The organism is Candidatus Nitrososphaera sp. 86-2 (genome assembly GCF_056726185.1).
In genome coordinates, this window is the sequence record NZ_JBWZON010000001.1 from 37,544 (window position 1) to 61,402 (window position 23,859).

General features: G+C 51.6%; 29 protein-coding genes. 15 read left to right on the forward strand and 14 right to left on the reverse strand.

What is annotated here, in order from left to right; all coding sequences use genetic code 11:
• The first annotated feature begins 32 nt into the window (after positions 1–32).
• A complete protein-coding gene (locus tag ACYOR7_RS00265; RefSeq protein WP_294805786.1) occupies positions 33–899 on the forward strand; it encodes an HpcH/HpaI aldolase/citrate lyase family protein in 867 nt (288 codons plus the stop codon).
• On the opposite strand, the gene ACYOR7_RS00270 is transcribed toward ACYOR7_RS00265, so the two are convergent.
• From ACYOR7_RS00270 to ACYOR7_RS00280, 3 genes are all read right to left on the reverse strand, one after another.
• Entirely contained in the window at positions 896–1,783 is an 888-nt protein-coding gene (locus tag ACYOR7_RS00270; protein WP_479912788.1) for a bile acid:sodium symporter family protein, read from the reverse strand. The genes ACYOR7_RS00265 and ACYOR7_RS00270 overlap by 4 nt on opposite strands.
• Positions 1,770–3,575, reverse strand: coding sequence for a M3 family oligoendopeptidase (locus tag ACYOR7_RS00275; RefSeq protein ID WP_479912789.1), 1,806 nt, complete (start codon positions 3,573–3,575; stop codon positions 1,770–1,772). The genes ACYOR7_RS00270 and ACYOR7_RS00275 overlap by 14 nt, the downstream gene beginning before the upstream one ends.
• Before the next feature lie 245 nt (positions 3,576–3,820).
• Entirely contained in the window at positions 3,821–4,975 is a 1,155-nt protein-coding gene (locus tag ACYOR7_RS00280) for a CAP domain-containing protein (RefSeq protein WP_479912790.1), read from the reverse strand.
• A 79-nt stretch (positions 4,976–5,054) separates the two neighbouring features.
• Here ACYOR7_RS00280 and ACYOR7_RS00285 point away from each other — a divergent pair, with 79 nt between their 5' ends.
• On the forward strand, positions 5,055–5,270 hold the full coding sequence (locus tag ACYOR7_RS00285) for a DUF167 domain-containing protein (RefSeq protein ID WP_479912791.1): 216 nt from the start codon (positions 5,055–5,057) through the stop codon (positions 5,268–5,270).
• A gap of 23 nt (positions 5,271–5,293) precedes the next feature.
• The gene (locus ACYOR7_RS00290) at positions 5,294–5,968 is read left to right on the forward strand and encodes a DNA alkylation repair protein (protein ID WP_294805776.1); all 675 of its coding nucleotides are present in this window, start codon (positions 5,294–5,296) and stop codon (positions 5,966–5,968) included.
• Here the strand turns inward: ACYOR7_RS00290 and ACYOR7_RS00295 are convergent.
• Positions 5,965–6,204: a hypothetical protein gene (locus tag ACYOR7_RS00295; protein WP_294805774.1), complete on the reverse strand. Its 240-nt coding sequence runs from the start codon at positions 6,202–6,204 to the stop codon at positions 5,965–5,967. The two genes, ACYOR7_RS00290 and ACYOR7_RS00295, sit on opposite strands and share 4 nt — an antisense overlap.
• A gap of 56 nt (positions 6,205–6,260) precedes the next feature.
• Positions 6,261–7,640 (reverse strand): glycosyltransferase family 2 protein, encoded by a 1,380-nt coding sequence (locus tag ACYOR7_RS00300; protein ID WP_294805772.1) that lies wholly within the window; start codon positions 7,638–7,640, stop codon positions 6,261–6,263.
• Between the two features lie 151 nt (positions 7,641–7,791).
• Here ACYOR7_RS00300 and ACYOR7_RS00305 point away from each other — a divergent pair, with 151 nt between their 5' ends.
• From ACYOR7_RS00305 to ACYOR7_RS00320, 4 genes are all read left to right on the forward strand, one after another.
• The gene (locus ACYOR7_RS00305) at positions 7,792–8,313 is read left to right on the forward strand and encodes a hypothetical protein (protein ID WP_294805771.1); all 522 of its coding nucleotides are present in this window, start codon (positions 7,792–7,794) and stop codon (positions 8,311–8,313) included.
• Between the two features lie 79 nt (positions 8,314–8,392).
• A complete protein-coding gene (locus ACYOR7_RS00310) occupies positions 8,393–9,712 on the forward strand; it encodes a substrate-binding domain-containing protein (RefSeq protein ID WP_479912792.1) in 1,320 nt (439 codons plus the stop codon).
• Between the two features lie 237 nt (positions 9,713–9,949).
• A complete protein-coding gene (locus ACYOR7_RS00315; RefSeq protein ID WP_479912793.1) occupies positions 9,950–11,281 on the forward strand; it encodes a glycosyltransferase in 1,332 nt (443 codons plus the stop codon).
• A gap of 61 nt (positions 11,282–11,342) precedes the next feature.
• Positions 11,343–11,558 (forward strand): dodecin family protein, encoded by a 216-nt coding sequence (locus ACYOR7_RS00320; RefSeq protein WP_294805766.1) that lies wholly within the window; start codon positions 11,343–11,345, stop codon positions 11,556–11,558.
• Between the two features lie 74 nt (positions 11,559–11,632).
• On the opposite strand, the gene ACYOR7_RS00325 is transcribed toward ACYOR7_RS00320, so the two are convergent.
• Positions 11,633–11,788, reverse strand: a complete 156-nt coding sequence (locus ACYOR7_RS00325; RefSeq protein WP_294805765.1) for a hypothetical protein — start codon at positions 11,786–11,788, stop codon at positions 11,633–11,635.
• 79 nt (positions 11,789–11,867) lie between these two features.
• Here ACYOR7_RS00325 and ACYOR7_RS00330 point away from each other — a divergent pair, with 79 nt between their 5' ends.
• Both ACYOR7_RS00330 and ACYOR7_RS00335 read left to right on the forward strand, forming a co-directional pair.
• Positions 11,868–13,223 carry a glucosidase family protein gene (locus ACYOR7_RS00330; protein ID WP_479912794.1) on the forward strand — a complete coding sequence of 452 codons (1,356 nt, stop codon included), beginning with the start codon at positions 11,868–11,870 and terminating at the stop codon, positions 13,221–13,223.
• A gap of 37 nt (positions 13,224–13,260) precedes the next feature.
• A complete protein-coding gene (locus ACYOR7_RS00335; RefSeq protein WP_479912795.1) occupies positions 13,261–13,836 on the forward strand; it encodes an NADPH-dependent FMN reductase in 576 nt (191 codons plus the stop codon).
• A 280-nt stretch (positions 13,837–14,116) separates the two neighbouring features.
• Here the strand turns inward: ACYOR7_RS00335 and ACYOR7_RS00340 are convergent, their stop codons facing one another.
• The 3 genes from ACYOR7_RS00340 to ACYOR7_RS00350 are packed head-to-tail and all read right to left on the reverse strand — an operon-like array spanning position 14,117 to position 15,282.
• On the reverse strand, positions 14,117–14,416 hold the full coding sequence (locus tag ACYOR7_RS00340) for a hypothetical protein (protein WP_294805760.1): 300 nt from the start codon (positions 14,414–14,416) through the stop codon (positions 14,117–14,119).
• The gene (locus ACYOR7_RS00345; RefSeq protein ID WP_294805759.1) at positions 14,400–14,672 is read right to left on the reverse strand and encodes a hypothetical protein; all 273 of its coding nucleotides are present in this window, start codon (positions 14,670–14,672) and stop codon (positions 14,400–14,402) included. Before ACYOR7_RS00345 ends, ACYOR7_RS00340 begins: the two co-directional genes overlap by 17 nt.
• Before the next feature lie 58 nt (positions 14,673–14,730).
• Positions 14,731–15,282, reverse strand: a complete 552-nt coding sequence (locus tag ACYOR7_RS00350) for a hypothetical protein (protein ID WP_294805757.1) — start codon at positions 15,280–15,282, stop codon at positions 14,731–14,733.
• A 610-nt stretch (positions 15,283–15,892) separates the two neighbouring features.
• On the opposite strand from ACYOR7_RS00350, the gene ACYOR7_RS00355 reads away from it, so the two are divergent.
• Positions 15,893–16,057 carry a hypothetical protein gene (locus tag ACYOR7_RS00355; protein WP_294805756.1) on the forward strand — a complete coding sequence of 55 codons (165 nt, stop codon included), beginning with the start codon at positions 15,893–15,895 and terminating at the stop codon, positions 16,055–16,057.
• Between the two features lie 45 nt (positions 16,058–16,102).
• Here the strand turns inward: ACYOR7_RS00355 and ACYOR7_RS00360 are convergent, their stop codons facing one another.
• The 4 genes from ACYOR7_RS00360 to ACYOR7_RS00375 all read right to left on the reverse strand — a co-directional run bounded on the left by ACYOR7_RS00360 (position 16,103) and on the right by ACYOR7_RS00375 (position 19,898).
• On the reverse strand, positions 16,103–16,531 hold the full coding sequence (locus tag ACYOR7_RS00360; RefSeq protein WP_479912796.1) for a VOC family protein: 429 nt from the start codon (positions 16,529–16,531) through the stop codon (positions 16,103–16,105).
• A gap of 163 nt (positions 16,532–16,694) precedes the next feature.
• Entirely contained in the window at positions 16,695–16,838 is a 144-nt protein-coding gene (locus ACYOR7_RS00365) for a hypothetical protein (protein ID WP_294805752.1), read from the reverse strand.
• Positions 16,835–17,872 carry an LLM class flavin-dependent oxidoreductase gene (locus tag ACYOR7_RS00370; protein WP_366137615.1) on the reverse strand — a complete coding sequence of 346 codons (1,038 nt, stop codon included), beginning with the start codon at positions 17,870–17,872 and terminating at the stop codon, positions 16,835–16,837. Before ACYOR7_RS00370 ends, ACYOR7_RS00365 begins: the two co-directional genes overlap by 4 nt.
• Before the next feature lie 580 nt (positions 17,873–18,452).
• Positions 18,453–19,898 (reverse strand): multicopper oxidase domain-containing protein, encoded by a 1,446-nt coding sequence (locus tag ACYOR7_RS00375; RefSeq protein WP_479912797.1) that lies wholly within the window; start codon positions 19,896–19,898, stop codon positions 18,453–18,455.
• Between the two features lie 463 nt (positions 19,899–20,361).
• Here ACYOR7_RS00375 and ACYOR7_RS00380 point away from each other — a divergent pair, with 463 nt between their 5' ends.
• From ACYOR7_RS00380 to ACYOR7_RS00400, 5 genes are all read left to right on the forward strand, one after another.
• Entirely contained in the window at positions 20,362–20,592 is a 231-nt protein-coding gene (locus ACYOR7_RS00380) for a hypothetical protein (protein WP_479912798.1), read from the forward strand.
• A 204-nt stretch (positions 20,593–20,796) separates the two neighbouring features.
• Positions 20,797–21,207: a hypothetical protein gene (locus ACYOR7_RS00385; RefSeq protein WP_479912799.1), complete on the forward strand. Its 411-nt coding sequence runs from the start codon at positions 20,797–20,799 to the stop codon at positions 21,205–21,207.
• A gap of 110 nt (positions 21,208–21,317) precedes the next feature.
• Entirely contained in the window at positions 21,318–21,578 is a 261-nt protein-coding gene (locus ACYOR7_RS00390; protein WP_479912800.1) for a DUF7521 family protein, read from the forward strand.
• A 3-nt stretch (positions 21,579–21,581) separates the two neighbouring features.
• Positions 21,582–21,938 carry an ArsR family transcriptional regulator gene (locus ACYOR7_RS00395; protein WP_479912801.1) on the forward strand — a complete coding sequence of 119 codons (357 nt, stop codon included), beginning with the start codon at positions 21,582–21,584 and terminating at the stop codon, positions 21,936–21,938.
• Between the two features lie 71 nt (positions 21,939–22,009).
• On the forward strand, positions 22,010–22,426 hold the full coding sequence (locus ACYOR7_RS00400) for a hypothetical protein (protein ID WP_479912802.1): 417 nt from the start codon (positions 22,010–22,012) through the stop codon (positions 22,424–22,426).
• Between the two features lie 850 nt (positions 22,427–23,276).
• Here ACYOR7_RS00400 and ACYOR7_RS00405 read toward each other — a convergent pair.
• Positions 23,277–23,570, reverse strand: coding sequence for a hypothetical protein (locus ACYOR7_RS00405; protein WP_479912803.1), 294 nt, complete (start codon positions 23,568–23,570; stop codon positions 23,277–23,279).
• Between the last annotated feature and the right edge of the window lie 289 nt (positions 23,571–23,859).

Consider the following 23,859-nt stretch of genomic DNA (forward strand, 5'->3'; position numbering starts at 1 on the left):
CCTTTTTCCCCTCTTTTTCCCTTTTTACCGACATGACGTTGTTCAGGACGCTCATCTTTGTACCCGGCGCAAACGCGCGCTTTGTGGAAAAGGCCAAGGCGCTTTCCGCCGACATTGTCTGCTTTGATTTGGAAGATTCCGTGCCGGCAAACGAAAAAGATGCGGCAAGGAAAACAATCGCCGGCGCGCTGGCAAAGAGGCAAGATTATCAAAAGCCTGTATACGTGCGCACCAACTCGCCTGAATCCGGATTAATAGATGCTGACATCAAGACGGTGGTGCAAAAAGGGATTGACGGGCTGGTTATTCCAAAGGTGAACGACGCAAGCGAAGTTATTGAAATCGCCAAGGTTGTGTCGGCGCTTGAAAAAGAGCGCGGAACAGGCAGGATAGCGTTAATCCCTTCAATCGAGACTGCAAAAGGGGTGGTAAACACGTACGCCATATCGAGCGCGGACGACAGGGTGAACGCCGTGGTGTTTGGCGTCTTTGACTTTTTGCATGACATGCGCATGGACTATGACGAGCATGACGGCAGCGGCTATGCTTATGCGCGGGCCAGAATCCCTGTGGACGCAAGGGCCGCCGGCGTCGCCGCCATCGACGCGATATGGCAAAAGGTGGACGACATTGACGGGCTCATACGGGACGCAACTGCCGCAAAGCGCCTCGGCTACTCTGGCAAGAGCATAATCCACCCCGGCCAGATAGAGCCTGTGCACAAAGTTTTCCTGCCCTCAAAAAGCGAGGTCGAGTGGGCCAAAAAAGTCGTCGAGGCTCTAGGCGAGGCGATGGAAAAAGGCACAGGCCGGCTCGCAGTGAGGCTCGAAGGCAGGATGGTAGACGCCGTGCACTACAAGCAGGCCAAAGCCATCCTCGACGCCGCAGGACAAGCCTAGCGGCGCATTATCTTTTTCAGCGCAAGGATGCACGCATAGTAGGGTATGTTGTAGAGTCCCGCAAGGGCCGCCACCTGCGGGCCAAAGAACTGCGCGGCAAACACCATGACAAGCGTGTTGTTGACGTACGCAGTAGCTATCATACCCGCGGATTTCTCGCTCTTGGGAGCAGCAACAAACCCGACAACGGCAAACGCCGCAAAGCAAAGGAACGTGGCAGCTATATTTTGCAATAGAAACAGCTGGTCTGAGAAAAAGAGCCCGGACAGCTTGGAAAACATGCTGATGTTGATCAAGATTGCAAAGATTATCGAAAGGTGAAACGAGTTTTTGTGCGCAAACTCGGACGCCTTTGGCGCCTTTTTCTTTACCGCCCACCCGCCGACGAGCGGTATGAAAAGCGCAAGCGCAAGGAGCAGCATCATGTTTGCGATGGGCAGGTCAAACTCTGACCCTACAAGCGCGTACGTAAGCGACGGGAGCACAAACGGCACGGAAAGCGATGTCGCGATTATCATGCCCACCACCAGCTGCAGGCGCCCGCCCACGATGTTGACCACAAAGGGCGCTCCAAGACCGGTCGACATGCCGGACACGAGCAGAACAGGCAGGGCAAGCGGCCTGTAGAGCGCGTACGAAAGCGCGTACATGCCGACAGGAAGCGCCACCAGTTTCACGAGGGCAAGGACGGCAAGGCCCTTTGGCCTTGCAAAAGTCGCCGCGACATCGGAGGCTTCCAGCTTTATCAGGTTGAGGAAAAGTAGGATGCCAAGCCACACCAGCAGGTATGGCTCTACCAGCAGTCCTGCCCGCGGCACGAGCACGCCGGCCGCCATCGAGCCGGCGATGGCGCACGCCAGTATCGCGTCGTTACTTGGACGCAAGCCCTTTCAGCTGCTGTATCTTTTCGCCCACTAGGTCAAAGCCCTGCTGCCAGAACTCTTGTTTCGTGATGTCAAGGCCGGACTCTTTCAAGAGCTCCTCCGGCTTTCTGGAACCTCCTGCAGCGAGGATGTCCAGGTACTTTGGCACAAAGGACTTGCCCTCAACTTTGTAGCGCTGGTACAGCGAGAGCACCAGCAGGTTCCCAAACGAGTAGGCATAGCAGTAGAACGGCGTGTGGTAAAAGTGCGGAATGTATATCCATTCCCACCCGAATTCCGGCGAAACGGCGACAGAGTCGCCAAACTGCTCCTTCAGGTTTTCGGAATAGATCTGCGTGACCTGGTCGATCGTGGCGTTCTCTTCTCCTATCGCCCTGTGGGCGTCTACCTCAAACAGCGTGAAATACGCCTGGCGCATTATCGTGGCGTACATGTCGTCAATCTGCTCTGCCAATAGCAATTGCCGCTCCTGCCTCGACATCTTTTCCATCAGGCGCTCGTTTAACAGCATCTCTGCAAACACCGACGCCGTCTCGGCAAGCGGGAGCGGCGCGTGCGACACCATTATGGGCAGTTTTTCCGCAAGCATACTGTGTATGGCGTGCCCGAACTCGTGGGCAAGCGTAGAGACGTCGCGGGTCCTCCCGTCAAAGTTCAGGAGCACGTACGGCGTTATCGACGGGGAGACGGTGTGGCAGAACGCTCCTCCGCGCTTTGCCTTGCGTATCTGCGAGTCGACGTGGCCCTCGGAAAACACGCGCTCGGCAAGGGCGCGCACCTGCGGATCAAAGTCGCCAAACGTGTCAAGCACGCTTGCGACTGCCTTGCCGTACGCAAACTTTTTGCCAGACGTCTTTGTCGAAAGCGGCGCGTAAAGGTCGTACCGACGAAGTCTTTTGACGCCTAACAAGCGCGCTTTTTCCCTGAAATATTCCTGGAACACCCGGTTGTTTTTCCTGCATGCAGCAAGGAGCGCATCCACTGTCTCGTCGTCCAGGTTGTTTGCGATGTTCCTGACAGAAATAGGGGTCCTGTAGCCGCGCATGGAAATCCTCTCGTTGCGCCACTCGACCACTATGTTCTGGTATATCTCGCCAAGCACGCCGGAGTTCTTTTTGTACGTCGCAAACAATGCCTTGTACGCGGCCTCCCTCTCCGCCGGGTTTGCGCTGCGCACAAGCGACACCAGTTTTTCCTTGTTGTCAAATTTTTTGGTGATTGTTTTCCTGCCGCGCTTTAGCGACATTTCAAACTCAAAGGCGGACGTCATCTTGTCGTATATCTTTACCAGCGCGCCGGTGCCGGTGACTTCAAGCGTGTTGATTACCCTTTCCTCCGGCTCTGACAGCGAGTGCTTTGCCAGCAGGCGCTTGTGGCGCAGGTACTCGCGGTAGACCGCAGGCGCCGACTCTATGAGGCGTACAGCGTTGCCCTCATCGAGCTCTTTTTTGAACCAGAGGTCGAAAAACAGCAGGCGGTTTCCAGCCTCGGCCGACATCTTGTCCATCCGAGTCACTAGCGCCGACGCCTCGTTTGAGGCGGTGTTGCCGTAGTAGCGCAGATGCGCATAGCCTCCTGCGATGCTGAGCTTTTCGTAAATGTCCTCAAGGTCATGGATCATGCCCTCAAACTCGGCGGCGGGGATGTCTGGCCGGAGCGACCGGCGCCTGCCCTCAAACGCCTTTACCTTGCCCTCGATGGAATCCAAAAACTGCGCAAACTCGGAGCCGGCGGGGTCCTTTACGAGCCCGGAAAGGTCCCATGCGCCTATTTTAAGAGCTGCAAAATTCACGAGAATGCGATGTCCCCGCCCGCTCAAATACGTATCCCTGCGCCCTGTCTACAGGAATTAACCTAAAATATAGAGAATATTGCCGGCTGCCTTAAATAACTGAAATGCGGATATACCGCTACTCGGATAAAACACGAGTTTCAGCATGGACGAACGGAAGGCGAGCAATATGCGCGCGCCGGGCGCCTTTGGCCCGTAGCTGCGTCGCATGATAATGCCTTTCCTTCACCTGCTGTCGTCTTTTATTATTCCGTCTTTGCAAATATCGAGTGGGAGGTTGCCGAAAACTGCTGGCCCTTTTCGTCATCGAACATGGCGTACACGGTATAGACGCCGTCCTTTTTCATCGCAGGCGCAAGGTCGAAACTGACATCCAAGTTGTTATTGCCGTCCTGCCACCTGTCGGCCTCTATCACGACATAGTCGCCCGGCTGCTGGTACCTTAGGCCCCGCGGAAGCGGCTCGAACACACTTGCGACAAGCGTGCCTGCGTCGTACGAAAGCTTTTCCTTGTTTGCGTCGTACGCCTGCTTGTCTGGGAGCCCGTCATAGTACACCACGACGTTGTCAAACTTGTCTCCTGCGGGCACGGAGCCGGCGATGCTGACCTTGGTCCCCTCGACATCCACAGACAGCCCATAGTCCGCCTCAAAGTTCTGCACCATTGCCAGGTAGTATTCGTCGTACGCTATTCCGATGCTTACGCGCGTGTGGTCCCTGTCGAGTATGTTGTCCCTGTGCCCGTTGTCGCAGCATTCCTTGTCGTTGTTCATCATCTCGTTCTCCAACTCGTCGATGGTGGACAGCGGGTCTATGCGTTCGCACAGTATGACTGTGGAGACGCACCTGCCGTATTCGTCGGGCCCAAAGCCGGCGATGGCGACGTTCTGGTGAACGCTCCCCTCGCCCCCAAGCCGAGTGTACGTCATGTAAGGCTTTTCTCCTGACGTCGTCCAGTGCGAGATCTGCTTTGTCTTAAAGACATCCTCGGCGTGCAGCTGCGCAGCTTCGTTGTCGCCAAGAGTGACAGGCTCCAAGCCGAATTTCTTGCGGTCGCTGTTTATCGCGGCAAGCACGTGCGCCACAAGCTCCTCCTGCGGCACCTTTTCCGGCTTGGTCGCCTGCGGCTGCAGTATCTTTATGGCGCTGTTTATCGGGTTGTTATCGTTGTTTGTCCCGCCGCCAAGGTCGCCTATGAACTGGGGGGCGATGAATATCACGGCAATAGCAGCAATTACAATCGCGGCTATTATGCCGGCCTTGCCGCCGGTGCTGCGCTTTTTTTCGCCATAGAAGGCGTTTGGCGCACTGCAGTTTGGGCAAGCTGGGAGGTTTGCACCGTAACGGGCACCGCACGCACAATCTATCCACGAGTCTGTCGTATCGCTGTCGCTGCACAAATCGCAGTTTTCATGTATAATGCTTTATGTAATGTCCTTCTACAAGCATATTAGCGAGCCAGAACAAGAAACTTTGCGTTTGAAAAAATACCACGTCACCGTGCGATTTTCCCCGGACGGTATGATAGAGGTGGCAGGCGACGAAATAACCGTGTCGATAAAGTCGCAGCCAGAGCGCGGCAGGGCAAACCGCGAGCTTGTCAAAAAGCTTGCGGCGCATTTCGGCGTCTCCGCGCAGGACGTGCACATCCTCTCCGGCCTTGCGTCGAGGAAAAAGGTGGTGGAAATTGCCTGACACTTGATCTTCTGAGGGGCGAGATGCGGGCGCTTGGCGACTTGGAAAAGGCAAAGGTGATGCAGCGGTTCTTCAAGACCGGCCCGGGCCAGTACGGGCAGGGCGACGTCTTTATCGGCATCACGGTGCCTGCGTCAAGGCAGCTTGCCAAGAAATACACGGCGGAAATCAGGCTTGCAGATGTGAAGACACTCTTGCACTCGCAAATCCACGAGGAGAGGCTCGTGGCGCTCTTGATGCTGGTGCAAAAATACCAAGGCGAACCAGAGAAGACCACCAAGTTTTACTTGGAAAACCTTGACAGGGTGAACAACTGGGACCTAGTAGACCTGACTGCGCCTTCTATACTCGGCGCTTTTCTGCTTGACAGGAGGGAGGACCGCTCGATTTTGTACCGGCTTGCAAGGTCAAAAGTGCTGTGGGAAAGGCGCGTCTCCATAGTCTCGACATACGCGTTCATCAGGAAAAACGACTTTGCAGACACGCTGAAAATATCTGAAATGCTCCTTTCCGACTCGCACGACCTGATGCACAAGGCCGTCGGCTGGATGCTGAGGGAGGTGGGCAAGCGCGACCCTGCCGCGGAAGAAGGCTTTTTGAAACAGCACTACAAAAAGATGCCCCGGACGGCGCTGCGCTACGCCATAGAGCGCTTTTCCGAGGACAAGAGGCGCGCCTACATGCAAGGTGCCGTCTAAAACAGCCGGCGCGGCGAGTGCCTGTCAAACATCTCGGCGTTTATCTTTTTCAATAGCTTTTTGCGCGCCTTGTCGGCTTTTTTGTTCTCGCCATAGTCCTTTGCCACAAGAAGGGCGCGCAGCCTGTCAAGCTCGGCAATCGAAAGGACCTTGAGCCCCTTGTCGGACACGGCCTCCAAGAGGCCGCGCAGCTCGTCAGACTCTTCTCCTCTTTCTCGTTCTTCCTTGCCGCTCACGCGCATATACTGGTTCTGCCCCGTACTATATTATTTATCGTCGTGTCGGCCCTCACTTACTTGTTTACGACGTAAAAGTCATAGACCTTGGTCTTTTGCGCAGGGTCCTTTTTCTTTATGTTGTACTCTATCATTGCCCAGAACGCCGGGAAGGTCTCGACCAGTCCCAGTATTGGAGAAAGGAGAAACGTCTGCAGGTGGAATATCATCCTCTTTTTCCAGCCTATCTTTGAGTACTTTAGGTTAAGAAAGAGCCCCAGCTGGTACGACCCGAGCCAGACCAGAGACGTAAAGAGCAGGACGGAACTTGCACCAAGCTCTACCATGCTGCCCTTTGTCAGGGCCTCGGTGAGCGAGGCAAAAAGGATGTTTGGGAGCTTTTCTGGAAGCGACATGATCTGCTGTCCTATGGTGTCGTACTGTAACAGGGAAGGGATGTAGTTGGACAGCAGGATGGCAGTTGAAGTGACGGCAGAGAGAAAGCCGGTAAAGTACATTGTCGACTTGTACATCAGCTTGTACCTGTGCCACCGGGGAAAGTTCTGGAGGTTCTGCAGCGTGCCGAGCACCCACCTGCGCCTCTGGAAAAAGTGGTCCTTGATGTTGAGGGGAGGCTGTTCGAGGAGCACGCCTCCGTGCCAGCCCATCGAGCCGGGCCCGTATTTTTCATAGACCTTGTAACCAAACATCTGGTCCTCTGCAAGCGTCGGCCCGAACTTCCATTCTATCGTGTCCTCGATGTCCGACCTTATGAGCAGGTTGCTGCCGTGCATGTGGAGAGGGGGCGGGTTCGTCATCTGCGAAACGCAGTCATAGCAGGAAAAAGGACGGATGGACTCCGCAATGGCGGTGACCCTGTTGGCCGCCTCGAATTTCAAAGGGTAAAAGATGGGCCCTTCGGAGGCGAGCTCCTTTCCGTTCTCTATCGACTTTAAAAGCGAGATTATCGTCTGGGTGGTGACATAGCTTTCGTCGTCCATGTGGAATATCCACTGTTTTGCCGTGTTCATGCCTGCGCGCCTGCGGTGCTCCACGGCGTACTGGAGCGCCCTGCCCTTCCGTATCGCGTTCGTCTTGAAGCTTTTGTTTACGACTATGACTTCGCAGTTGATGCCCTTTAGCGTGTGGACGTCGTCGGGGTCATCGGTCACTATTGATATGTGGTAGTTGCGGTAGTCGGTCTTTTTCGCAGAGTCGATTATCGACTGTATGCCACGCCTTACCACGTGCGTCTTGGTGGCCGAGCGGGTCGTTATCTGAAATATTATCGCGGCGTCGCTGTGCACTCGATGTTTTACGCGTTTTTCTTCTACAATCTCGTGCTTTTCCACGAACAGGTTCCGGTTCTGGATCACCCGATAAAGCGATACCGCAGCGATGGGAACGTACGACAGCCAGAAAAACATGGCGACTATGATAAAAGGATTATCAAACACGCCTAGACTAAGATCTCATCATTTAAAACAGTCATGCGGGCTAATCTCTAGAAAGGTACTCTGGAAGATTCCTGCAGGCAAAACAGCCGCCAAAGTCTTACGGAGCGAGACAACACTAAAGCTGGCATAGATAAAAAAAGGATGGAGTAGTATGAAGGGCAAGCCGCAAGACATGTTCAACATGGACGTATTTGGGAGGCAGTTTGCCATGAGGACCATACACCTTACGTCTGCCGCCTCCACCTTCATCTTTGCAATGGTCTACGGCGTGATAGAACACACGCTGCTCACGAGCCCGCTTGGAATAAGCATTCTCGTGCACCCGCTGAGCGTGCACCTCGTCGGCCAGATCTACTTTTATCACGTGCTGATGTTCATACTTGCGATCCTCATCTCCTTCAACCCGTTCTTTGACATACTGTTCTTCTCGTCTACACGCGTGCTCAAAAAGCAGGCGTTATTATGGGGCACTGGCAACATCGTGAATTTCATTTGGCTCGAAGACCTGTTCTACTGGGTGCTTTTCGGGGAATGGCCCAAGGACATGATGACCCCTCTGCACCTCTCGTTTTACGGCGTAGTATGGTGGTATCCTGTCTCGTTTGTGTGCGCGTCAATCCTGTACTATATGACCATGCGCAGCATGCGCAAAATGAAGGAAAAAGTCGTGTAATTGATAGAAGCCTCCTCTACCGCCAGAAACCAAACTCGTTAATAATTTTGCATGTGTCTTGTAGGTGCCGGACTAGATCATGAGCAGGAAAAAGGGCACCGTATTGGCCGTTGTTATCGCGGCCGCTGCAGCAATCCTTGCGATGACGTTATATCAAAACAACGGTGCAAAAGCCCCTGACACCAGCGGGACTGCGTCCCTCCCGCCGCAGCAGGGTGGCGGCATGGGGACAAACGGGACCGGGGGAGGAGGGCAGGTTGCAAAAACCCCCCTCAGTGCCCTGTCGTCGCCTTCTGCGGTGCCGTTTATGGAAAAGTGGGTTGTCCAGTACAACAGCGAAAAAAACCTGGGCAGCGTAAACGTAAACTACTCTGACCGCGCAGACGATGCCAGTATACCACTTCTTTATCCAAATCTCACGTCCTTTCTCGCAAACCATTCGGCAGACCTTGCAATAGCAAGCAGGCCGGTCGCGGAGAAGGGAAACTTTACGTACGCCGGCTCGGTGTTTCTGCCTGTCAGCCCGCAGGCGGTGGTGGTGGTCTACAACATACCTGCGCTTCCGGACGTGCCGTCGGGATTGAGGTTTGACCCTGACGCGCTCTACTCCGTCCTGAGCGGAAACGCTACGTACTGGGATGACCCTGCCATCAAGTCGCTCAACCCCGGCACAAACCTGCCGCACCAGAAAATAGTCGTCGTGCACGAAGGCCCTGCGGGAAGCGCCTCTGACATGCTTGCAAGGTATCTTGCCTCTGCCCCAAGCAACAACAATAACGGCACTATCGCATGGCCGAAATCAAGCCTGGTGGCAGACTCGGCAAATAGCCTCTCTGCCATGGTCAGGCAGACGCCCTACTCGATAGGATATGTAGATTTTGCCTTTGCCACCCAGACAAGGATGACGTATGCGTCACTCCAGAATTCTGACGGGCAGTACCTCATGCCGTCGGCCGACTCGATAGGCGCGGCTGTACGTAACGGCACGACAGTTGACCCCGCGCTGGTCGTCAACAATAACAACAACGGCACTGGCCCTGAAAATCCTGCGCTTGCTATACCTCCCACCATTTCCGTCGGGCAGCTTGGAAACGGCTCGTACCCCGTGGTCGGATTCTACTACGCGGCATTTCCCGAGCGCGCAGTTGGCAACAATGGCACCATGATGAATGAAACCGCGCTTGCCGATGGCGGAAGCAAGGACGCGGCAGTAATCGACCTGATGCGGTGGATTGCTGGAACCGAGGGCCAGCGAGTCCTTCAGGACATGCAGTATCCTTCGGTGTACGAGCAGAGCAAGGATCTGAAGGCTTTTGCAGACAGGGTGCTTGGGACAAGAGCCGGATTGCTTGCAACAAAAGAACCGGCCCTTAATGGGAGCAACATCTCTGGCACATAAACAAGTCATTACCTAGAATTTCTAGGTAATCCTGCAGTCATGTTTGACGAGACCCGTTAATATTATATCAGCATTATTAATTTCGTGATAGACAATTTTATCTGCAATTCTGTACCTTCTTCCTTTGTTCTTCTTCTGCCGCTGCCGCCAATGGCCCGCGTGCGCCTTGGCAGCACGGCGTCCAAAAACGCAACGATGGCACCGCCATCCTAGTGAACCTGGGCGAGATGAAAAACGATGAAGGTAAACGTGATACACGCCGACTTGAACCCCTGCGGCGGCGCAGAGCAGCTAGCGGTTGCCACGCTGCAGGCGCTGCTTGAAATGGAAACGCAGGTAGACCTGACAGTTGCAAAAGCGCCGGACCTGGCGAGGATCGAAAAGGCGTTTGGTGAAAGGGCCCGGAGGATATTTGACCGCATCAAGGTAAAGCCGCTTGGCCGGCTTCCGGTAGAGCTTGACTGGCAGACGGGCACTCTGGCCTGCCGCCCGGGCGCAGAAGGCGCCATGCGGGAGTACGACTTGGTAGTAAACACTCACGGCGACGTGCTGCCGTATTTCCTGCCGTCTTTTTCAAGCAGGAACTGCATAACCTACTGCCACTTTCCTGTAGTGGCAAGCTATGCGCCGTGCCACAACCTTGACTACCTGCAGGGGCTTGTCGACTTGGGCCTGCTTGACAGGGAGGTCATGGGGATGGCAGACAGCGCTCTGTTCTGGCGCAGCCTTTTGGAATACTATTTGCTCATGCTGAGAAACTCGCTTGTGATCACAAATTCAAGATTCAGCCGCCAGGCAATCATTGACGAGGTAAAGACAGCAGGCGCGCACAGGCCGGCTGTCACCGTGCCGGCCATCATCGCGCCTCCGGTGTGCGTGGACGAGCTGCGTCGGGCAGTGCTTTTTCCGTCGTCAAGGGAAGACCGCGTGCTAGTAGTGTCCAGGATACACCCGTCAAAAAAGCTGGAAAACGCGATAGAGCTTGCCCGCATCCTGAAACGGCGCGGGATAGGCGGAAAGGAGATGGTGATAGCCGGCAACATGCCGGCGGATGACAGTTGCGGCCAAAAGTACCACGAGCAACTGTTGGATATGGTGGAGGGCTATGGGCTTTCCGGCTATGTCTCCATCAAGCCAAACGTGGAGCTTGGCCAGCTCCAGTCGCTGATGCAAAAATCAAAAGCGTATTTTCACCCAATGCCGGAGGAGCCTTTTGGGATCTCAGTGGTAGAAGCAATGGCCGCCGGCCTCGTGCCGGCAGTGCCGGCCACGGGAGGGCCGACAGAGTTTGTGCCGCAGAAATACCAGTTCCGCTCGCTTGAAGAGGCGGCCGGCATAATCCAGGCGGCGCTGCAGGTCTCAGACAAGGAGCGGCTGGCGATAAGCGACTCGGTCAAGGGATTCTCTCTGTCCGCATACACGAGCCGGTTCTTGCAATTCATAAGCGAGAGACAGCAGCTTGCGCCCGCTACTACTACAGCTACTGCCTCGGCCTCCACTTCTACTGCCGCGGCAGCAGCACAGTACGAGCGGCGAGCAGCGTCCGGCAGGAGGCCCGGTCTGGCTTAACTAACCGGCTCTGCGCACAGTTTTTGTAAGTCTTTAATATTTTCAGGTGCATTAGCTGTTCATGTCAGTCATCCGGGTGACGGAACTTCTCGCAACCTCTCCAACCAGCTGGGAGGACGCGGTCGAAAACGGGCTGGAGCGTGCCACCAAGACCATTCGCAACGTAAAAGGCATCGACGTGCGTGGCTGGAAGGCGGAAGTCCAGAACGAAAAGATAGTGGAGTACAGGGTCCTCCTGAAAGTGGCGTTTGAGGTTGAAGGTGGCCCGGAAGCATAAGCATAATGATGATAATAACAAGAGGCTGTTCCTGCCAAAGTCAATACCGTAAAAAAAGAAGAGATCCGCGCAGCCTAGGCTGCTGTATGGGCTTCTTTCTTTTTGTTGCCGATTTCCTTTGCAAAGCCCACTTTTTGCAGATGCTCCACTACTATATGCTTCTGCATGTCGCCAAGCGACTCAAACTTTTGCTTGCAGACAAAGCACCTGTACTCGCTTTTTCTTGGCAATTCTATTACTCTACTGTAATCTATTGGCATTCCGAACACAAAAGGGTTTTCAACCCGGCAAGTGAGAAATAACTTTTGTATGGGTGACGCAACTGTCCCTCCGATGGACAACCACATCAGCCTGTGGCACTCGTTTTTAGCCAACGCCGGTGCGTTTGCAGAGGCTACCGAGCAGTTCGTGCAAGAGGGCGTGAACCCTGGCGACTACTACACGGCCGTATGGTGCCGCGATGCTTCGTACATTCTGAAGGACTGGTTCCTGTCGGGCCGCTTTGAAGACGTAATGCACGAGCTACTTTTCATCTGGTCGCATCAGGTGGCGGCAGACAGCGAAAAGGTGATTTATGGCAGGGGGTCGCCGGAGATGCAATACTTCCCGCAGGTGGCCAGCCCGGAGGCCCACAAAAAGTTCCGGGGTGCCCTGCCCACCACGATATTCCACGGCTTTTCCGAGGTGTACGGCAAGGACCCTGACATCGACTCAACTGCCCTAATGATCTCCACTACTGCGTGGGTCCTTGACACTTACATAAAGTCAGGGATGACTACTCCGCCTTCTTCTTTTCCGCCGGCGCCCGGAGGAGGAACGGAACTGAAAATGTCCTCACTGGTCTCGACCCCCTCCATAGTGACGGAATATGTTGTACCCAGAATGCTTCGGGCTGTGGACTACCTTGCGTCCCGCGACACTGACGGCGACGACCTCTTGGAGCAAGGCTACAACGAGGACTGGATGGACACCGTCCTGCGTTCTGGCAAAATAGTGTACAGCCAGGCGTGCTGGATACTTGCCCTTGGCAACCTCTCGTCGCTCCTTGCAGAGCTTGGCAAGGCAGACGAAGCAAAGAGGATTGCGTCGATGGCGCAAAGGGCGATGGACGCAGTGGAAGGCAGGCTGTGGTCGGAAAAGGACGGCACGTACCTGGACCTGCAGAAGGACAGAGGCGGCAGGGCGCTGACGCAGGACATTGCGCTGTATCTGGTGGCAGTCACGGAAAGCACCGGCCATGACAAAAAAATAATGGCCCGGCGGCAGGAATTCAATGGCAGCAGTAGTAGGGCAAACCGCGCCCTCGACACCTTGAAGGCAAGAATCTGGAAGGACAAGTGGCCCCTTGTGACGGAAGCCGCCCTTGAAAGGACCGGCCCCTGGGTGCTCAACCCAAACCAGTACCACAACCACACCTTCTGGCCGTGGACTACGGGTATAGAGATGCTCGCAAGGAGCCGGCTCGGCAGGGCAGACGAATGTCACGCCCTGCTCTCGATGCTTGCCTCATGCGACAGCCAGTCAAACACCCGGGCCTTCTACGAATGGGTAAACCCTGTCACCGACACGGGCTCGGGGGCGCGCCCCTTCCGCACGGGCATCTCGGCGGTACGGATTGCAATCGCTGATATCCTAGGTCAGACAGGCAAGCGCAAGCCGGTCTAACTCATTAATAATTTAACGATGTACAGAGAGAGCATATATGAACGACAGCGTGAAAATCCTTGGAATCGCGGGCAGCCTCCGAAAGGGTTCGTACAACCGCGCCGCGCTCCGCGCCGCGCAAAAGCTCGTCCCCAATAACGCGCGGCTGGAGATTTTCGAGCTTGACGGCATACCACCCTTCAACCAGGATCTTGAGATGCAGCCACCGCAGGCGGTGTCGGAACTGAAAAGCAAGGTGCGCTCGGCTGACGCTATACTCTTTGTCACACCCGAGTACAACTACTCTGTCTCTGGCGTCCTAAAGAACGCCATCGACTGGGGGTCAAGGCCGTACGGAGACAGCGCGTGGGAAGGCAAGCCGGCGGCCATAATGGGCGCCTCCATGGGGATGATGGGAACGGTGCGTGCGCAGTACCACCTGAGGCAGATGTTCGTCTTTCTGAACATGTACGCCCTCAATAGGCCGGAGGTGATGATCCCGAGAGCTGCAGACAAATTTGACGCGCAGGGAAACCTGATTGACAACGACACGCGGGAGCGAATAAGGGAGCTCCTGTCGGCGCTTGTCGTCTGGGCGATACGCCTCAAACAGGTAAAGCTGGCGGCGGCATAAGAAGACAAAGAGTCCTGAAAAAACTCGTACTGCAAACTCGCAGCACCATCTTCCGTATTGCGTAATTACGTGCTCTGCGTCTCTCTATGCTGAATATATGAGCAGCAGCAACAAAGAAGCTGAAAGGGAAGAAATGAAGGAGGAAAACGACGAGCTGCAGGACGCCGAGCAGTTCGACCTTGATGAGGAAGAAGAGGAAGAAGGCGAGATGTGACAAGGTGTGTCCTGCAGCACAGAGGGCGCAAACCAGGAAAATAAATTGCCACGCATTTTTTGCATGCTAGGTCTGCAGATCCCTGACCCAGATGTGTTCCACCCTGTGGACGGGGATCAACTCCCGCCGCACGATAGAATTGGCCTTTTCGTCTTTGTAGAACGTGATTGTCACAAACTCTGACACAACCTGGACGTTGACGGTTTCGCAGACCTGCGGGTCTTTTGCCGCATCAAATTCTTCGATAATAGTTGTTGTCGTTGCATCATCGCCCTGATTATCGCGCGCTTTTAAATAAAGCACAACCACGTCCTCTACTTCTTGGCCGTGGAATTTTATTATCGTCTTTTTATTCTTGCTTGGCATATTCAGACTCGTCAGTCAAAGGGGCGTGCGCGGCTGCTACTTTTGCCATTTCTTGCTTGTTAGCCGGGTCGACCATCAATGATTCTCCTTTCTTTGTTCTGGTGTGGAGCGTCATTGAAGCAATCTTTGACGGCTCTCTGACCCTGTCTGAAGGCACGTCCGTGCCTTTTTTGCTGATTCCCTTTGCCCAGACCGCGACATCCGGCGTATCCAAAATGTCCATTATGCCGCTATCATCGTTATCCTTGCCCGCCATGCAAATAAGTTATCTCTGGCAAAATATTAAACACCTTCCTCTTTGATTGATCAGACTATTAAAAAGAGAAAGAAGATGCACTAGACCGCTCTCTTTTGATCCTGATGTAAAGCGCATTTTCCGTGATCTCTGTCTCGGGCTTGGCGTTCATAAAGTCAGACGACACGTGCTCAAAAAGCCGGCCCAGATACTGGGACCACTTGCCTCCCATGTCATGCTGGATTACAAAGACGCGCTCGATGTCGTTTATCTTGTGGTGATAGTTAAAGCCGCAAACCCTTATCCATCTCTCCAGGAGCTCAAAAATCGATTCTTCTGTGCGCTTGCTCGGCATTATCATCATCAGGTCGTCCGTCATGCCTCTTGAGACATCAGCCGCTATCGCGTCTATTTGCTCCTTGGTCAATGGCTCAAACAACTTTTTGACCAGTTTCCTGCGCACCGGCACCATTCCGGCTCTTGCGGCATTTGCGTGCCATTCTACATGTGATTTTACGATCTGGTTGAGCAGCGTGTTGAGGTTTATCCGTTTTTGCTCGGCCTCCAGTCTGAGCTGGTCAAGCACTATTTTTTCGAACCTGAATGTGGCGGCTTCAGTCGGGTGAGTCAAGTTTCGTTGACTGATGAAGGAACTGTCCGGCCTTTTTATCATTTTGGAAAAATTAGTTACTATCCTATTTTTCTTGCAAAAATACAGTTAATAAATTACGTAAACTGTATGCTTACTCGAATACTAGAACATCATTATTATAAAAGCGCGAAAGACTCATACAATGCGATATTGGCAATAATTCCCTGATCCGGAGCCTGATATATCAGGCACGTACACATAGTACACAATGTACTCAAGCTGCTTATAGCAAGGCTTTGTAACAAAAAACTTGCATATACCCCCGAAGGCAAGCCACCGCCCCATCTCACCAGTTAAAGAGAATGTGTGTGTATGTATTGATGAGCTGGGGCCGGCTTTGTGTTTGGGTGTCTCTGTGCGCGGATGGTCTTGATATTGAACTTGAGAGAAGAACATGACGGCGGCTCCAGGATAAAAGGGGTGCTAGCAGGCGCAAGTGCTGCTCACGAATTATTTTTCGTCCTTTGCAAGTCGTGTTTCTGGACTGCTTCTGTATTTGCAATTGCAACACCTTCCAGCTTTTCTTCTTGTCCTGCCTGCCGGAAAAGAGACGTGGCCTTTATTCCCCTGAAAGGAGCGGGCACGCAGAATGAAGCGTGAAAACGTCGAAGAAGAGCTGTACGAGAAGCTTGAAAAACGCGGGGTAAACGTGGATGAATTCAGAAAGATGAGGCTGCCTCCCAAGGAACTGGGAGAGTTTGTGCGCTGCATAGACCGGCTACTGCTGGAAGGGCGCTCTGGTAATTCTGGATGAATCGCACCGCGTCGTTCCGGCAGCCAAGTCCATTTTTTCACGGCATCACTTCTTGTTCTTCATTTCCTCCGGCAGGGCATCCATGTTTGCGTAAAAAGGCTCCCAGATGTGCCCGTTTATGTCCTGAAAGGCGCGGCCGTACATCCAGCCATAGTCTTGCGTTTCTCTGTATTCCGAGCCTCCGGCCGCCACTGCCTTCTTGATCATCTCGTCGACTTTGGCGCGGCTTTCAAGGGACACCGCAACTAACGCCTCGGTGCTCTTGCGGGAATCGCAGATCTCTCTGCCCGGTATAAAGCCCTTGAAGAATTTTTCCGTCAGCAGCATGGCGTAAATGTCCTCGCTTATCACCATGCAGGCGGCGTTTTCGTCGGTGAACATCGGGTTGAACCCGAACCCCAGGTTGCCAAAGAACTCCATCGTCTTTTTGAGGTCTTTGACCGGCAGGTTTACGAATATTTTTTTGGTACTCATATCTTGCCTGTGGCAAATGACTTAAAAGCGATTGCTCCCCAAGGGGTGTCTGTTCCCGGAGAACCAAAGAGCGGGCGGATTATTACTTTTGCAGCCAATACGCAACCCTGCCATGTCGCATACTTGGATGATTGCTATTTTCAGGTTGTTGTCACCTTTCTGCCTAATCATCGTGATCAATCCCCAAGTTCTTGACATACTTTACAAACTCGTCATGGCTGATCTTGTAGTAGCCCATCATCTCTCTGGCAGTTGGCTCGTCTATGCCAAGTGTGCCTGTGCCAAGCTCGCTCTGTTCTTCTGTCATTTTGTGTCAACCTCTATTTCACGTAGTGCAGGAGCGACGCGCTCGCCTAGCAGCTCGATTGCCCGCACCATCCTTTCCTGAGATAATGAACCCGGATCCATCTGAAAAGTGACGCGGGATATGCCGCCAAGTGCCTTGCTATGTCGAATTATTTTTTCGACCACTTCATCAGGATCGCCGATTATCAGTGCCCCTTGTGGGCCACGCTGCATATCATATTCTGCGCGAGTTATCGAACGCCATCCGCGCTCCTTGCCGATTTTGTTCATGGCCCGCATGTAGCCGGGATAAAAGTCGCTGGCTGCCTGTTGCGTCGTCTCTGCGACATAGCCCAGTGAATGTAGGCCCACCTTTAATTGATCCGGCGAATGCCCTGCCCTTCTTCCAGCCTCCCTGTACAGGTCAACAAGTGGCCGGAAGCGCTGCGTTTCGCCGCCTATTACTGCAACCATCAATGGCAGTCCGAGTGTGCCGGCCCGGACGAATGATTCCGGTGTTCCGCCAACGCCTAGCCAGATCGGCAATGGATTCTGCAGGGGCCTCGGATAGACTCCCTGTCCGGTCAGCGCAGGCCGGAATTCTCCGGACCATCGGACATGCTCGTTATCACGGATTTTCAGCAACAGTTCAAGCCTTTCTGCGAATAGCGAGTCGTAATCTTCCAGTCGAAGGCCAAACAGAGGAAATGCTTCGATGAACGAGCCGCGGCCCACAACCATCTCTGCCCGGCCCTTTGACAAAAGATCCAGAGTCGCGAATTCCTGGAACGCCCTGACTGGATCGGCTGCACTCAGCACTGTTACGGCACTTGTGAGGCGGATGCGATTTGTCCTTGCGGCCGCTGCTGCCAGTATGACAGCAGGGGCCGAATCGAGAAATTCTCTGCGGTGGTGCTCGCCAATACCAAATACATCCAACCCGACCCGATCGGCGTGTTCAATTAGCTTTACCAAGTCCTGCAAACGCTCAGCCTGACTGATTCCCTTGCTGGCATCATCAAATGCTGCTGCAAAACTGTCAATTCCGACTTCAATCTTATTTGCTGACAGATTCCTAGCCATAGTGTCATTATGGAAACGATGATATTTAAAGTCAGTAGCAATATCTGACCTAGTAAGTATGTAATACTATACTTGGTAAGTCCGGGCTGCCTCTAGCTATTGAGGCAATCTGCGCAGTCATTTTTTGGCTCGCTATTTGAGCGATTGTGAGCTCTAACTCTTTCTCATCTCTTCCATGGTTGAGTCCAATTCAAGAACCGTTAAAAGGAATGGGGCCAGTGGGATTTAAGTATAGTAGGAAAATGGGTTCAGCGTTTTTTCCGTTCCGTTAATGACTTCTGGAGAAGCCCCCAAAACTCGATTGTGGTGGCATGACAAAAGGCCTTTGTTAGCTAATAGGTCCAGCATTGCCTTTCCATGTTTGTGGGTTCAATGCCAAAGTATTTAGCTATTGTGCAAAGTTTCTCTTGACGGCTTTTTTCGCAACTAGCTTATGTCTTGGCTTTTGACGCAACACTACCTTGCCGTTGGATTCGTACTCACTTTACTTCCTGATCTCCACCTTGCCGTTCCCTTTTGGTTGCTCGATGTCCTAAGGGAAAAGAAGATGCGTTCACTCAACAAATACCGTTCCCTTCATCCACGGATGAAGCATACAATAGTAATCTGACTTGCCCTCTTCTCCAAATGTATGCTGCCACTTTGCTCCCGCATTCAAAAAACCTGAGTCAAATTTGTTGTTAACTTCAGTAACCGTATGCATAGCGTTGTCTTCGTTTGTCCACGTAACAGCGGTGCCCTCTTTGACGCTTATGGCCGGGGGTGAAAACGGGTTTGTGACATCAGGACTGGAGGAGCCTTTTACAATAGTTACGGCATCTGTCTTGACGGCAGTCATGTTTTCAGTATTATCCTGACCGCTCTCGGCATGACCCGCATGCATGTTATCTGGCACTGACGCCTGACCGAGGTTGTCATATTGAGTCAGCTTTGGCATTTCGAGATTTCGCAAGTGGTCCTGCTGCCATTCAATCATTGATTTGCTGCCCTGCATGTTGCTTGGTTTTTCATTTGGTTTCACCAAAGTATCATTATCTAGAACGTCTAGAAATGCCATTGAGCCTCGCTCTTCCTGTATTCCATGAACATGAAAGAGGTATCTACCCGGCTCGCTCCATTTAGCTTCAATTATCGCCGTGTCGCCGTTAGCAACAAGATGCGTCTGTGCCCAGTGTGGAGCATTCCACAGTATTCCTGACTGCCATACCTTGAACAATGTACTGTGAATGTGGAAGGGTGACTGAAGAACGCCCCCGATTCCTATGACGTAGAATCTGGCGGTTTCGTTCTTTACTACGCGGATAGGCTCCTCCATGTACTGGTCTGCATAGCCATTAATGGGGTAGAATTGGGTAAAGTTTGCAAGAGCATTGTTAGGATCAAGCTCGCTTAGGACAAACAAGTATTCCCTTGCAGGTTGCATAGGGTGGTCAACAGGATCAATAATCATGGCTCCATACATTCCCATTCTGACATGCTGTGTTGTAGGAAATGCATGGCAATGGTACATGAACAGACCCGCCTCCTCTGCTGTGAAATTGTAGGTGTATTGCTGCCCCGGCAATACTTGAGGAATTACGCCGTCGTTAGCTGAATTGTGAGAACCGTGAAAGTGTATTGTATGGGAGTATGGAGTTTTGTTGATGAACTTTACTGTAACGCTGTCGCCTTCATTAAATCTCAGTGTGGGTGCCGGAACCGTTCCATTGTACGTCCAGACCTTTGCTTTTACACCCTTGGCTACTTCGATCTCCGCATTTTGAGCAATTAGAGTATATTCTCTATGTTGGGGATTTGGATTCTGTGCTTTTGGGTAGACATCATTTGCAGAAATATACGCTGATGAGACCGGTAGCGAGTTACCATTTTTCTGCTGTCCTTGTTGCTGCACCTGAGCTCCAGATATGAAACTGGTTTGAAAAATAAAGACAAAAATCATGCTCAGGGTAACTCCCATAACCAATCCTGTCACAAGGTACCATATGATGGGTTTATCCAAAAATCTAGCACACCCTCTCTATTTCATGACCGCGCGACTCGGTTTTATTGCGTTCTATCGTTTGACATATTCGCCGCATAGCTGGCAACTGCGTATCGACCTGCCGTGGATAAACCGTAAGTTTCGACGAGCCAGTTTGACCTGCTATCTTCTGCCCAATAGTTGTCATTCTCAATATTTCTTCCCCTTGTTCATCAGCAAGTGCGCAACACGAGTAGTTAATGGGATAGTCTGCTTTGCATTGCAAAGCAAGACAACCCTGCAAGATTTTATGCGATCAAAGGTGAAATGGCAAAAAGCCTGACTACTGTAAGGAGGTTCTCTTCTAACAACTAATGCTGCTACAGCGCTACACGATGGCTTTGCATAGCCGCAACGCTGTTGTCTTGAGATATAGTCTTTAATAATATTTTGAGATCCTAAGACTTTGATGACTCTGACACCAAGAAGGATACGTATGATCTTGACACCAAGCTCGCTGTTATTGATGTCTGTTCTGGCAACGATGGCCGTTTTCACCATAATGGCTGGACCACTGCATATCAGTGGCGTTCATAGCGCATTTGCGCAAGGTAATAACGTAACAACGTCTGGGAATCAAACCGGCGGCAACGCGACAGCGACCGGAAACCAGACAAGCAGCAGCGGTGGAGGCGACATGGACCAAGGCGACCCAGACGGAGACGGCATCTAAAGCTCAGCAAGATAGGTACTAGGCAGCCATCCGTACGATGTAGGTAGGTCCGTTTCTAGTTTTTTTCTTTTTCTTACATCTATCTGATTTATTTCCATTCATCCTTCTATGCCAATATCCACGAACTTATTCCCCAAGATTTTCAAGGTGACATTTCTTCGCAATCCTTAAGGTCGATTCTTGCGAAACTCTGTAGTCTTCAAGATGAATGGGCAAGCCGGAGGGAGGAGATATGGTCTCTTTTATCTAGGAGCGGCCGCAACAACTGGTTTAGCAGGGCTGCTTCATCTAGCTCTAGTTGTTAATGCCATTTCGCATAACATCTATACAAACACCATTACACTATTTTTGATAGGAGGAATTGCTCAGGTATTCTGGACTGTTCCTATTCTGAAGCGATGGGGAAGACCGTGGTACGCTGTAGGAATTGCAGGAACTGTTGTCTTTATTGCATTGTGGGCAATAACTCGAATGCAAGGCAATCCTATTACTCAACGGGCATCACGTGTCGGTCCAATTGATATTTCAACTGAGATCGTCCAGTTCGCATTCATAGCACTCAGCTTTGCTATCTTGGCAATCGAAAGTAAAAGGCTGCGAAAAGAAATATCGTGAGGCAAGGAAGAGCTCTTATCCATGGGAGTTGCCACGTACTTTCATTCTTTGCCCGTGGGAATGGTGGTTAAGCTTATGTCCTAGATTTAGATAGCAACGACAATCCAATCATGGAGCTTCATTATGTAGTATTAGCGATCCACCTGATTGTTGGATTCTTTCTTGTCTATTTGGCAGCTAAGGCATTTAGAAAGACACGATATCCGCCGATGGCTTTGCTTGCCATCGGATTCTCCATCATTGTCCTTGGAGATGCCGTCTTGGGCGACCTTATCGCACCCTTTGTAGGCTCGGATTTTGCGGATATTATAGAAGAGGCCGTCGAGATAGGCGGCTTTCTAGTGCTAATCTTGGCCGTAAAAAGAAGTTGAGAGATGATAGACTCGGCTCCTTTTGGAGATATCTTGGCATTATTATCAGACGACCAAAATAGACAGATAATCTCCATCTTGTACGACAAGGAGCTAAATGTCCGTCAGATATCTACCATCCTCAATATGCCGCAGTCAACCGCTTATCGCAAGGTACGGGTGCTAGAAGATCTCAAGATAATAAAGAAAACAAAGATAGTAAGGACCTTGGAAGGTCTTGATGAAGCATACTATAGAAGCTGGATATCCGAGATTGTCATTACCTTCAAGGACGGCAAGATATCTTATCGGCTAGAGCGAGTCAAACTGGAGGACAAAATAATGAGGTTGTGGCAGCACTTCTCCTCTGATCGAGTTTAAGAAAAACGTCCATTCCCACGTCGTGGGAATCATCGGCACTCATTATTATCAAAAAATGCTTCATAGTGCTCATGAACAATAAGAAAATGCTCGCCACAATCCTTGCAGGATTGATGGCTGCAACTGCAATAGCCTACATCATCGCATCATTCGATGATTTCCCGGAGCTAGGAGAAGAAATGGCAGCAACTCTGGAATTAACGTTGTTCCTTGGATCAGCAGCAGGCTATGCATTGGCGACCATTTGGATTTTGAAAAACAGAGAGAAATATAGCATCAAGCCATACATAGTGGCGATAGCAGGTTCTTCATTCCTAATTGTACTCTATGTCGTCTCCCGTACTGCGGACCTGCCAGTGGTTGGCTTACAAGATGATATAGGTGCAGTAGATATTGTCAGCAAGGTACTCCAAGTGGCAATCATTGGCATCTCTATCTCTCTTATCCAGAAGATCAGAAAGATGAAGGTGGTCAGTGGGGTGCAGTAATGACATCATCATCATCGTCTAAACCGTTTTCAATAAGGCGACTGCTTTCATCAGAGAGATTGCTTAAACCAACTTGTCGTCTTTGTCATGATAGAGCCACCAATGAAATACTTTTGGAGGTGCCAAATTATTACGGTTTGAATAGATTCTGCGATCCATGTCTAGCGAAAATAGGATACGAGATACCTGAAGAATAGGAATGGGGCGCCTTGGAACCGGGTTGGGGCTTCAGATGCAGGGCGAGGCCGTCCCTTGGGGCGGTTAGTGAGGGGCAGGCCAAGTTGCTATTCTGATTAGAGCAGGATAGTAACAATGCCATATAATATACATACAAAGTTTAGGCGTCCTATATCATTCCACTCAAACCAGTCAGTTTTACACAACTATCGAGTACTCACGAGAGGGAACGGCGGTGGGCGGCAAGTTGGAGACCAGCGTAATGCTATAGCGAGTAGACGGTAAGTTATCCAGACTGTGGCTAACGGTCATTGCCGAGCGGGTCCACTGAGTCATAATCTCCTTCTATACTTGACAAAATGACTGGGGGAGGGCAGTGGCAAAAACATTCCAAACAATGCCGATACAACCGGCGAAATATCAAGCAAGCCTCCGCATAGTGCTGCATTTGTTCAAAAACAGCGACAACTATTATACTATTTCAACTAGAAGATTGCGTGATCGTTCAGAAGTACTGTAGCACCTGTCTGCCGAATGCAGAGTACGAGGTTGGACACTGTTTGCCGTAACTATTCGCAGTATTCCTCGATTACTTCTTAACCCATCGACGAAAGCTAGGATTAGCTTCATTTGATGCAGAGCGCCTGCCTTGGAGAGGAGGGCTGCCGATGCGTCATGGCAACGCTACATCATCATTTTTTGCTCTTTGCTGATGAATAAGATTACCCGCTTCTTGACGTACAGTTTTATTCAGCCTCAAAAGCCAGCTTTCTTTCATTTGGCTCAATGATGTAAGAAAGAATCCTGCTATCGCAATGGCCGACCATGTATGGCTGAGCTGTGGTGTCGTAACACTTGCGATATTCAGAAAATGCATCCCTGTACCTGCAATTGCAAACGATAGGCCTGTGTTCCTTACGATGTCGTTGTTTCTGACGATGTGACCTAGCAACTGAACGGAGGACAATTTTTGTTCTAGTATAGTCCTATTTAATAATATTATGTTTGTAATACAAAATTGATTATTTCAGATGTAACGGCGGCAATTCTTACTGCCTCAACGTAAAGACAGGGCTCTGCTCTATTTAATAGAGGACGTTGCCGTAGCAGCCTGGATATCTATCCCCCTGTAGTTTCAACCTGCGATAAAATTTCTCCCCCTCCTACTGAGCTGACGTTAAATTCATTTGGGCTACAGAGTCGATATTTACTCCTAGCAGTTCGAGCTTGTGATAAAGATTATTTTCTAATTCTTT

What these genes read in the sequence shown, in the direction of transcription:
- ACYOR7_RS00265 (WP_294805786.1), top strand. Translation starts at nt 33, where the DNA reads ATGACGTTGTTCAGGACGCTCATCTTTGTACCCGGCGCAAACGCGCGC.
- ACYOR7_RS00290 (WP_294805776.1), top strand. Translation starts at nt 5,294, where the DNA reads ATGCGGGCGCTTGGCGACTTGGAAAAGGCAAAGGTGATGCAGCGGTTC.
- ACYOR7_RS00305 (WP_294805771.1), top strand. Translation starts at nt 7,792, where the DNA reads ATGAAGGGCAAGCCGCAAGACATGTTCAACATGGACGTATTTGGGAGG.
- ACYOR7_RS00310 (WP_479912792.1), top strand. Translation starts at nt 8,393, where the DNA reads ATGAGCAGGAAAAAGGGCACCGTATTGGCCGTTGTTATCGCGGCCGCT.
- ACYOR7_RS00315 (WP_479912793.1), top strand. Translation starts at nt 9,950, where the DNA reads ATGAAGGTAAACGTGATACACGCCGACTTGAACCCCTGCGGCGGCGCA.
- ACYOR7_RS00320 (WP_294805766.1), top strand. Translation starts at nt 11,343, where the DNA reads ATGTCAGTCATCCGGGTGACGGAACTTCTCGCAACCTCTCCAACCAGC.
- ACYOR7_RS00330 (WP_479912794.1), top strand. Translation starts at nt 11,868, where the DNA reads ATGGGTGACGCAACTGTCCCTCCGATGGACAACCACATCAGCCTGTGG.
- ACYOR7_RS00335 (WP_479912795.1), top strand. Translation starts at nt 13,261, where the DNA reads ATGAACGACAGCGTGAAAATCCTTGGAATCGCGGGCAGCCTCCGAAAG.
- ACYOR7_RS00340 (WP_294805760.1), bottom strand. Translation starts at nt 14,416, where the DNA reads ATGCCAAGCAAGAATAAAAAGACGATAATAAAATTCCACGGCCAAGAA.
- ACYOR7_RS00345 (WP_294805759.1), bottom strand. Translation starts at nt 14,672, where the DNA reads ATGGCGGGCAAGGATAACGATGATAGCGGCATAATGGACATTTTGGAT.
- ACYOR7_RS00355 (WP_294805756.1), top strand. Translation starts at nt 15,893, where the DNA reads ATGAAGCGTGAAAACGTCGAAGAAGAGCTGTACGAGAAGCTTGAAAAA.
- ACYOR7_RS00360 (WP_479912796.1), bottom strand. Translation starts at nt 16,531, where the DNA reads ATGAGTACCAAAAAAATATTCGTAAACCTGCCGGTCAAAGACCTCAAA.
- ACYOR7_RS00365 (WP_294805752.1), bottom strand. Translation starts at nt 16,838, where the DNA reads ATGACAGAAGAACAGAGCGAGCTTGGCACAGGCACACTTGGCATAGAC.
- ACYOR7_RS00385 (WP_479912799.1), top strand. Translation starts at nt 20,797, where the DNA reads ATGAATGGGCAAGCCGGAGGGAGGAGATATGGTCTCTTTTATCTAGGA.
- ACYOR7_RS00390 (WP_479912800.1), top strand. Translation starts at nt 21,318, where the DNA reads ATGGAGCTTCATTATGTAGTATTAGCGATCCACCTGATTGTTGGATTC.
- ACYOR7_RS00395 (WP_479912801.1), top strand. Translation starts at nt 21,582, where the DNA reads ATGATAGACTCGGCTCCTTTTGGAGATATCTTGGCATTATTATCAGAC.
- ACYOR7_RS00400 (WP_479912802.1), top strand. Translation starts at nt 22,010, where the DNA reads ATGAACAATAAGAAAATGCTCGCCACAATCCTTGCAGGATTGATGGCT.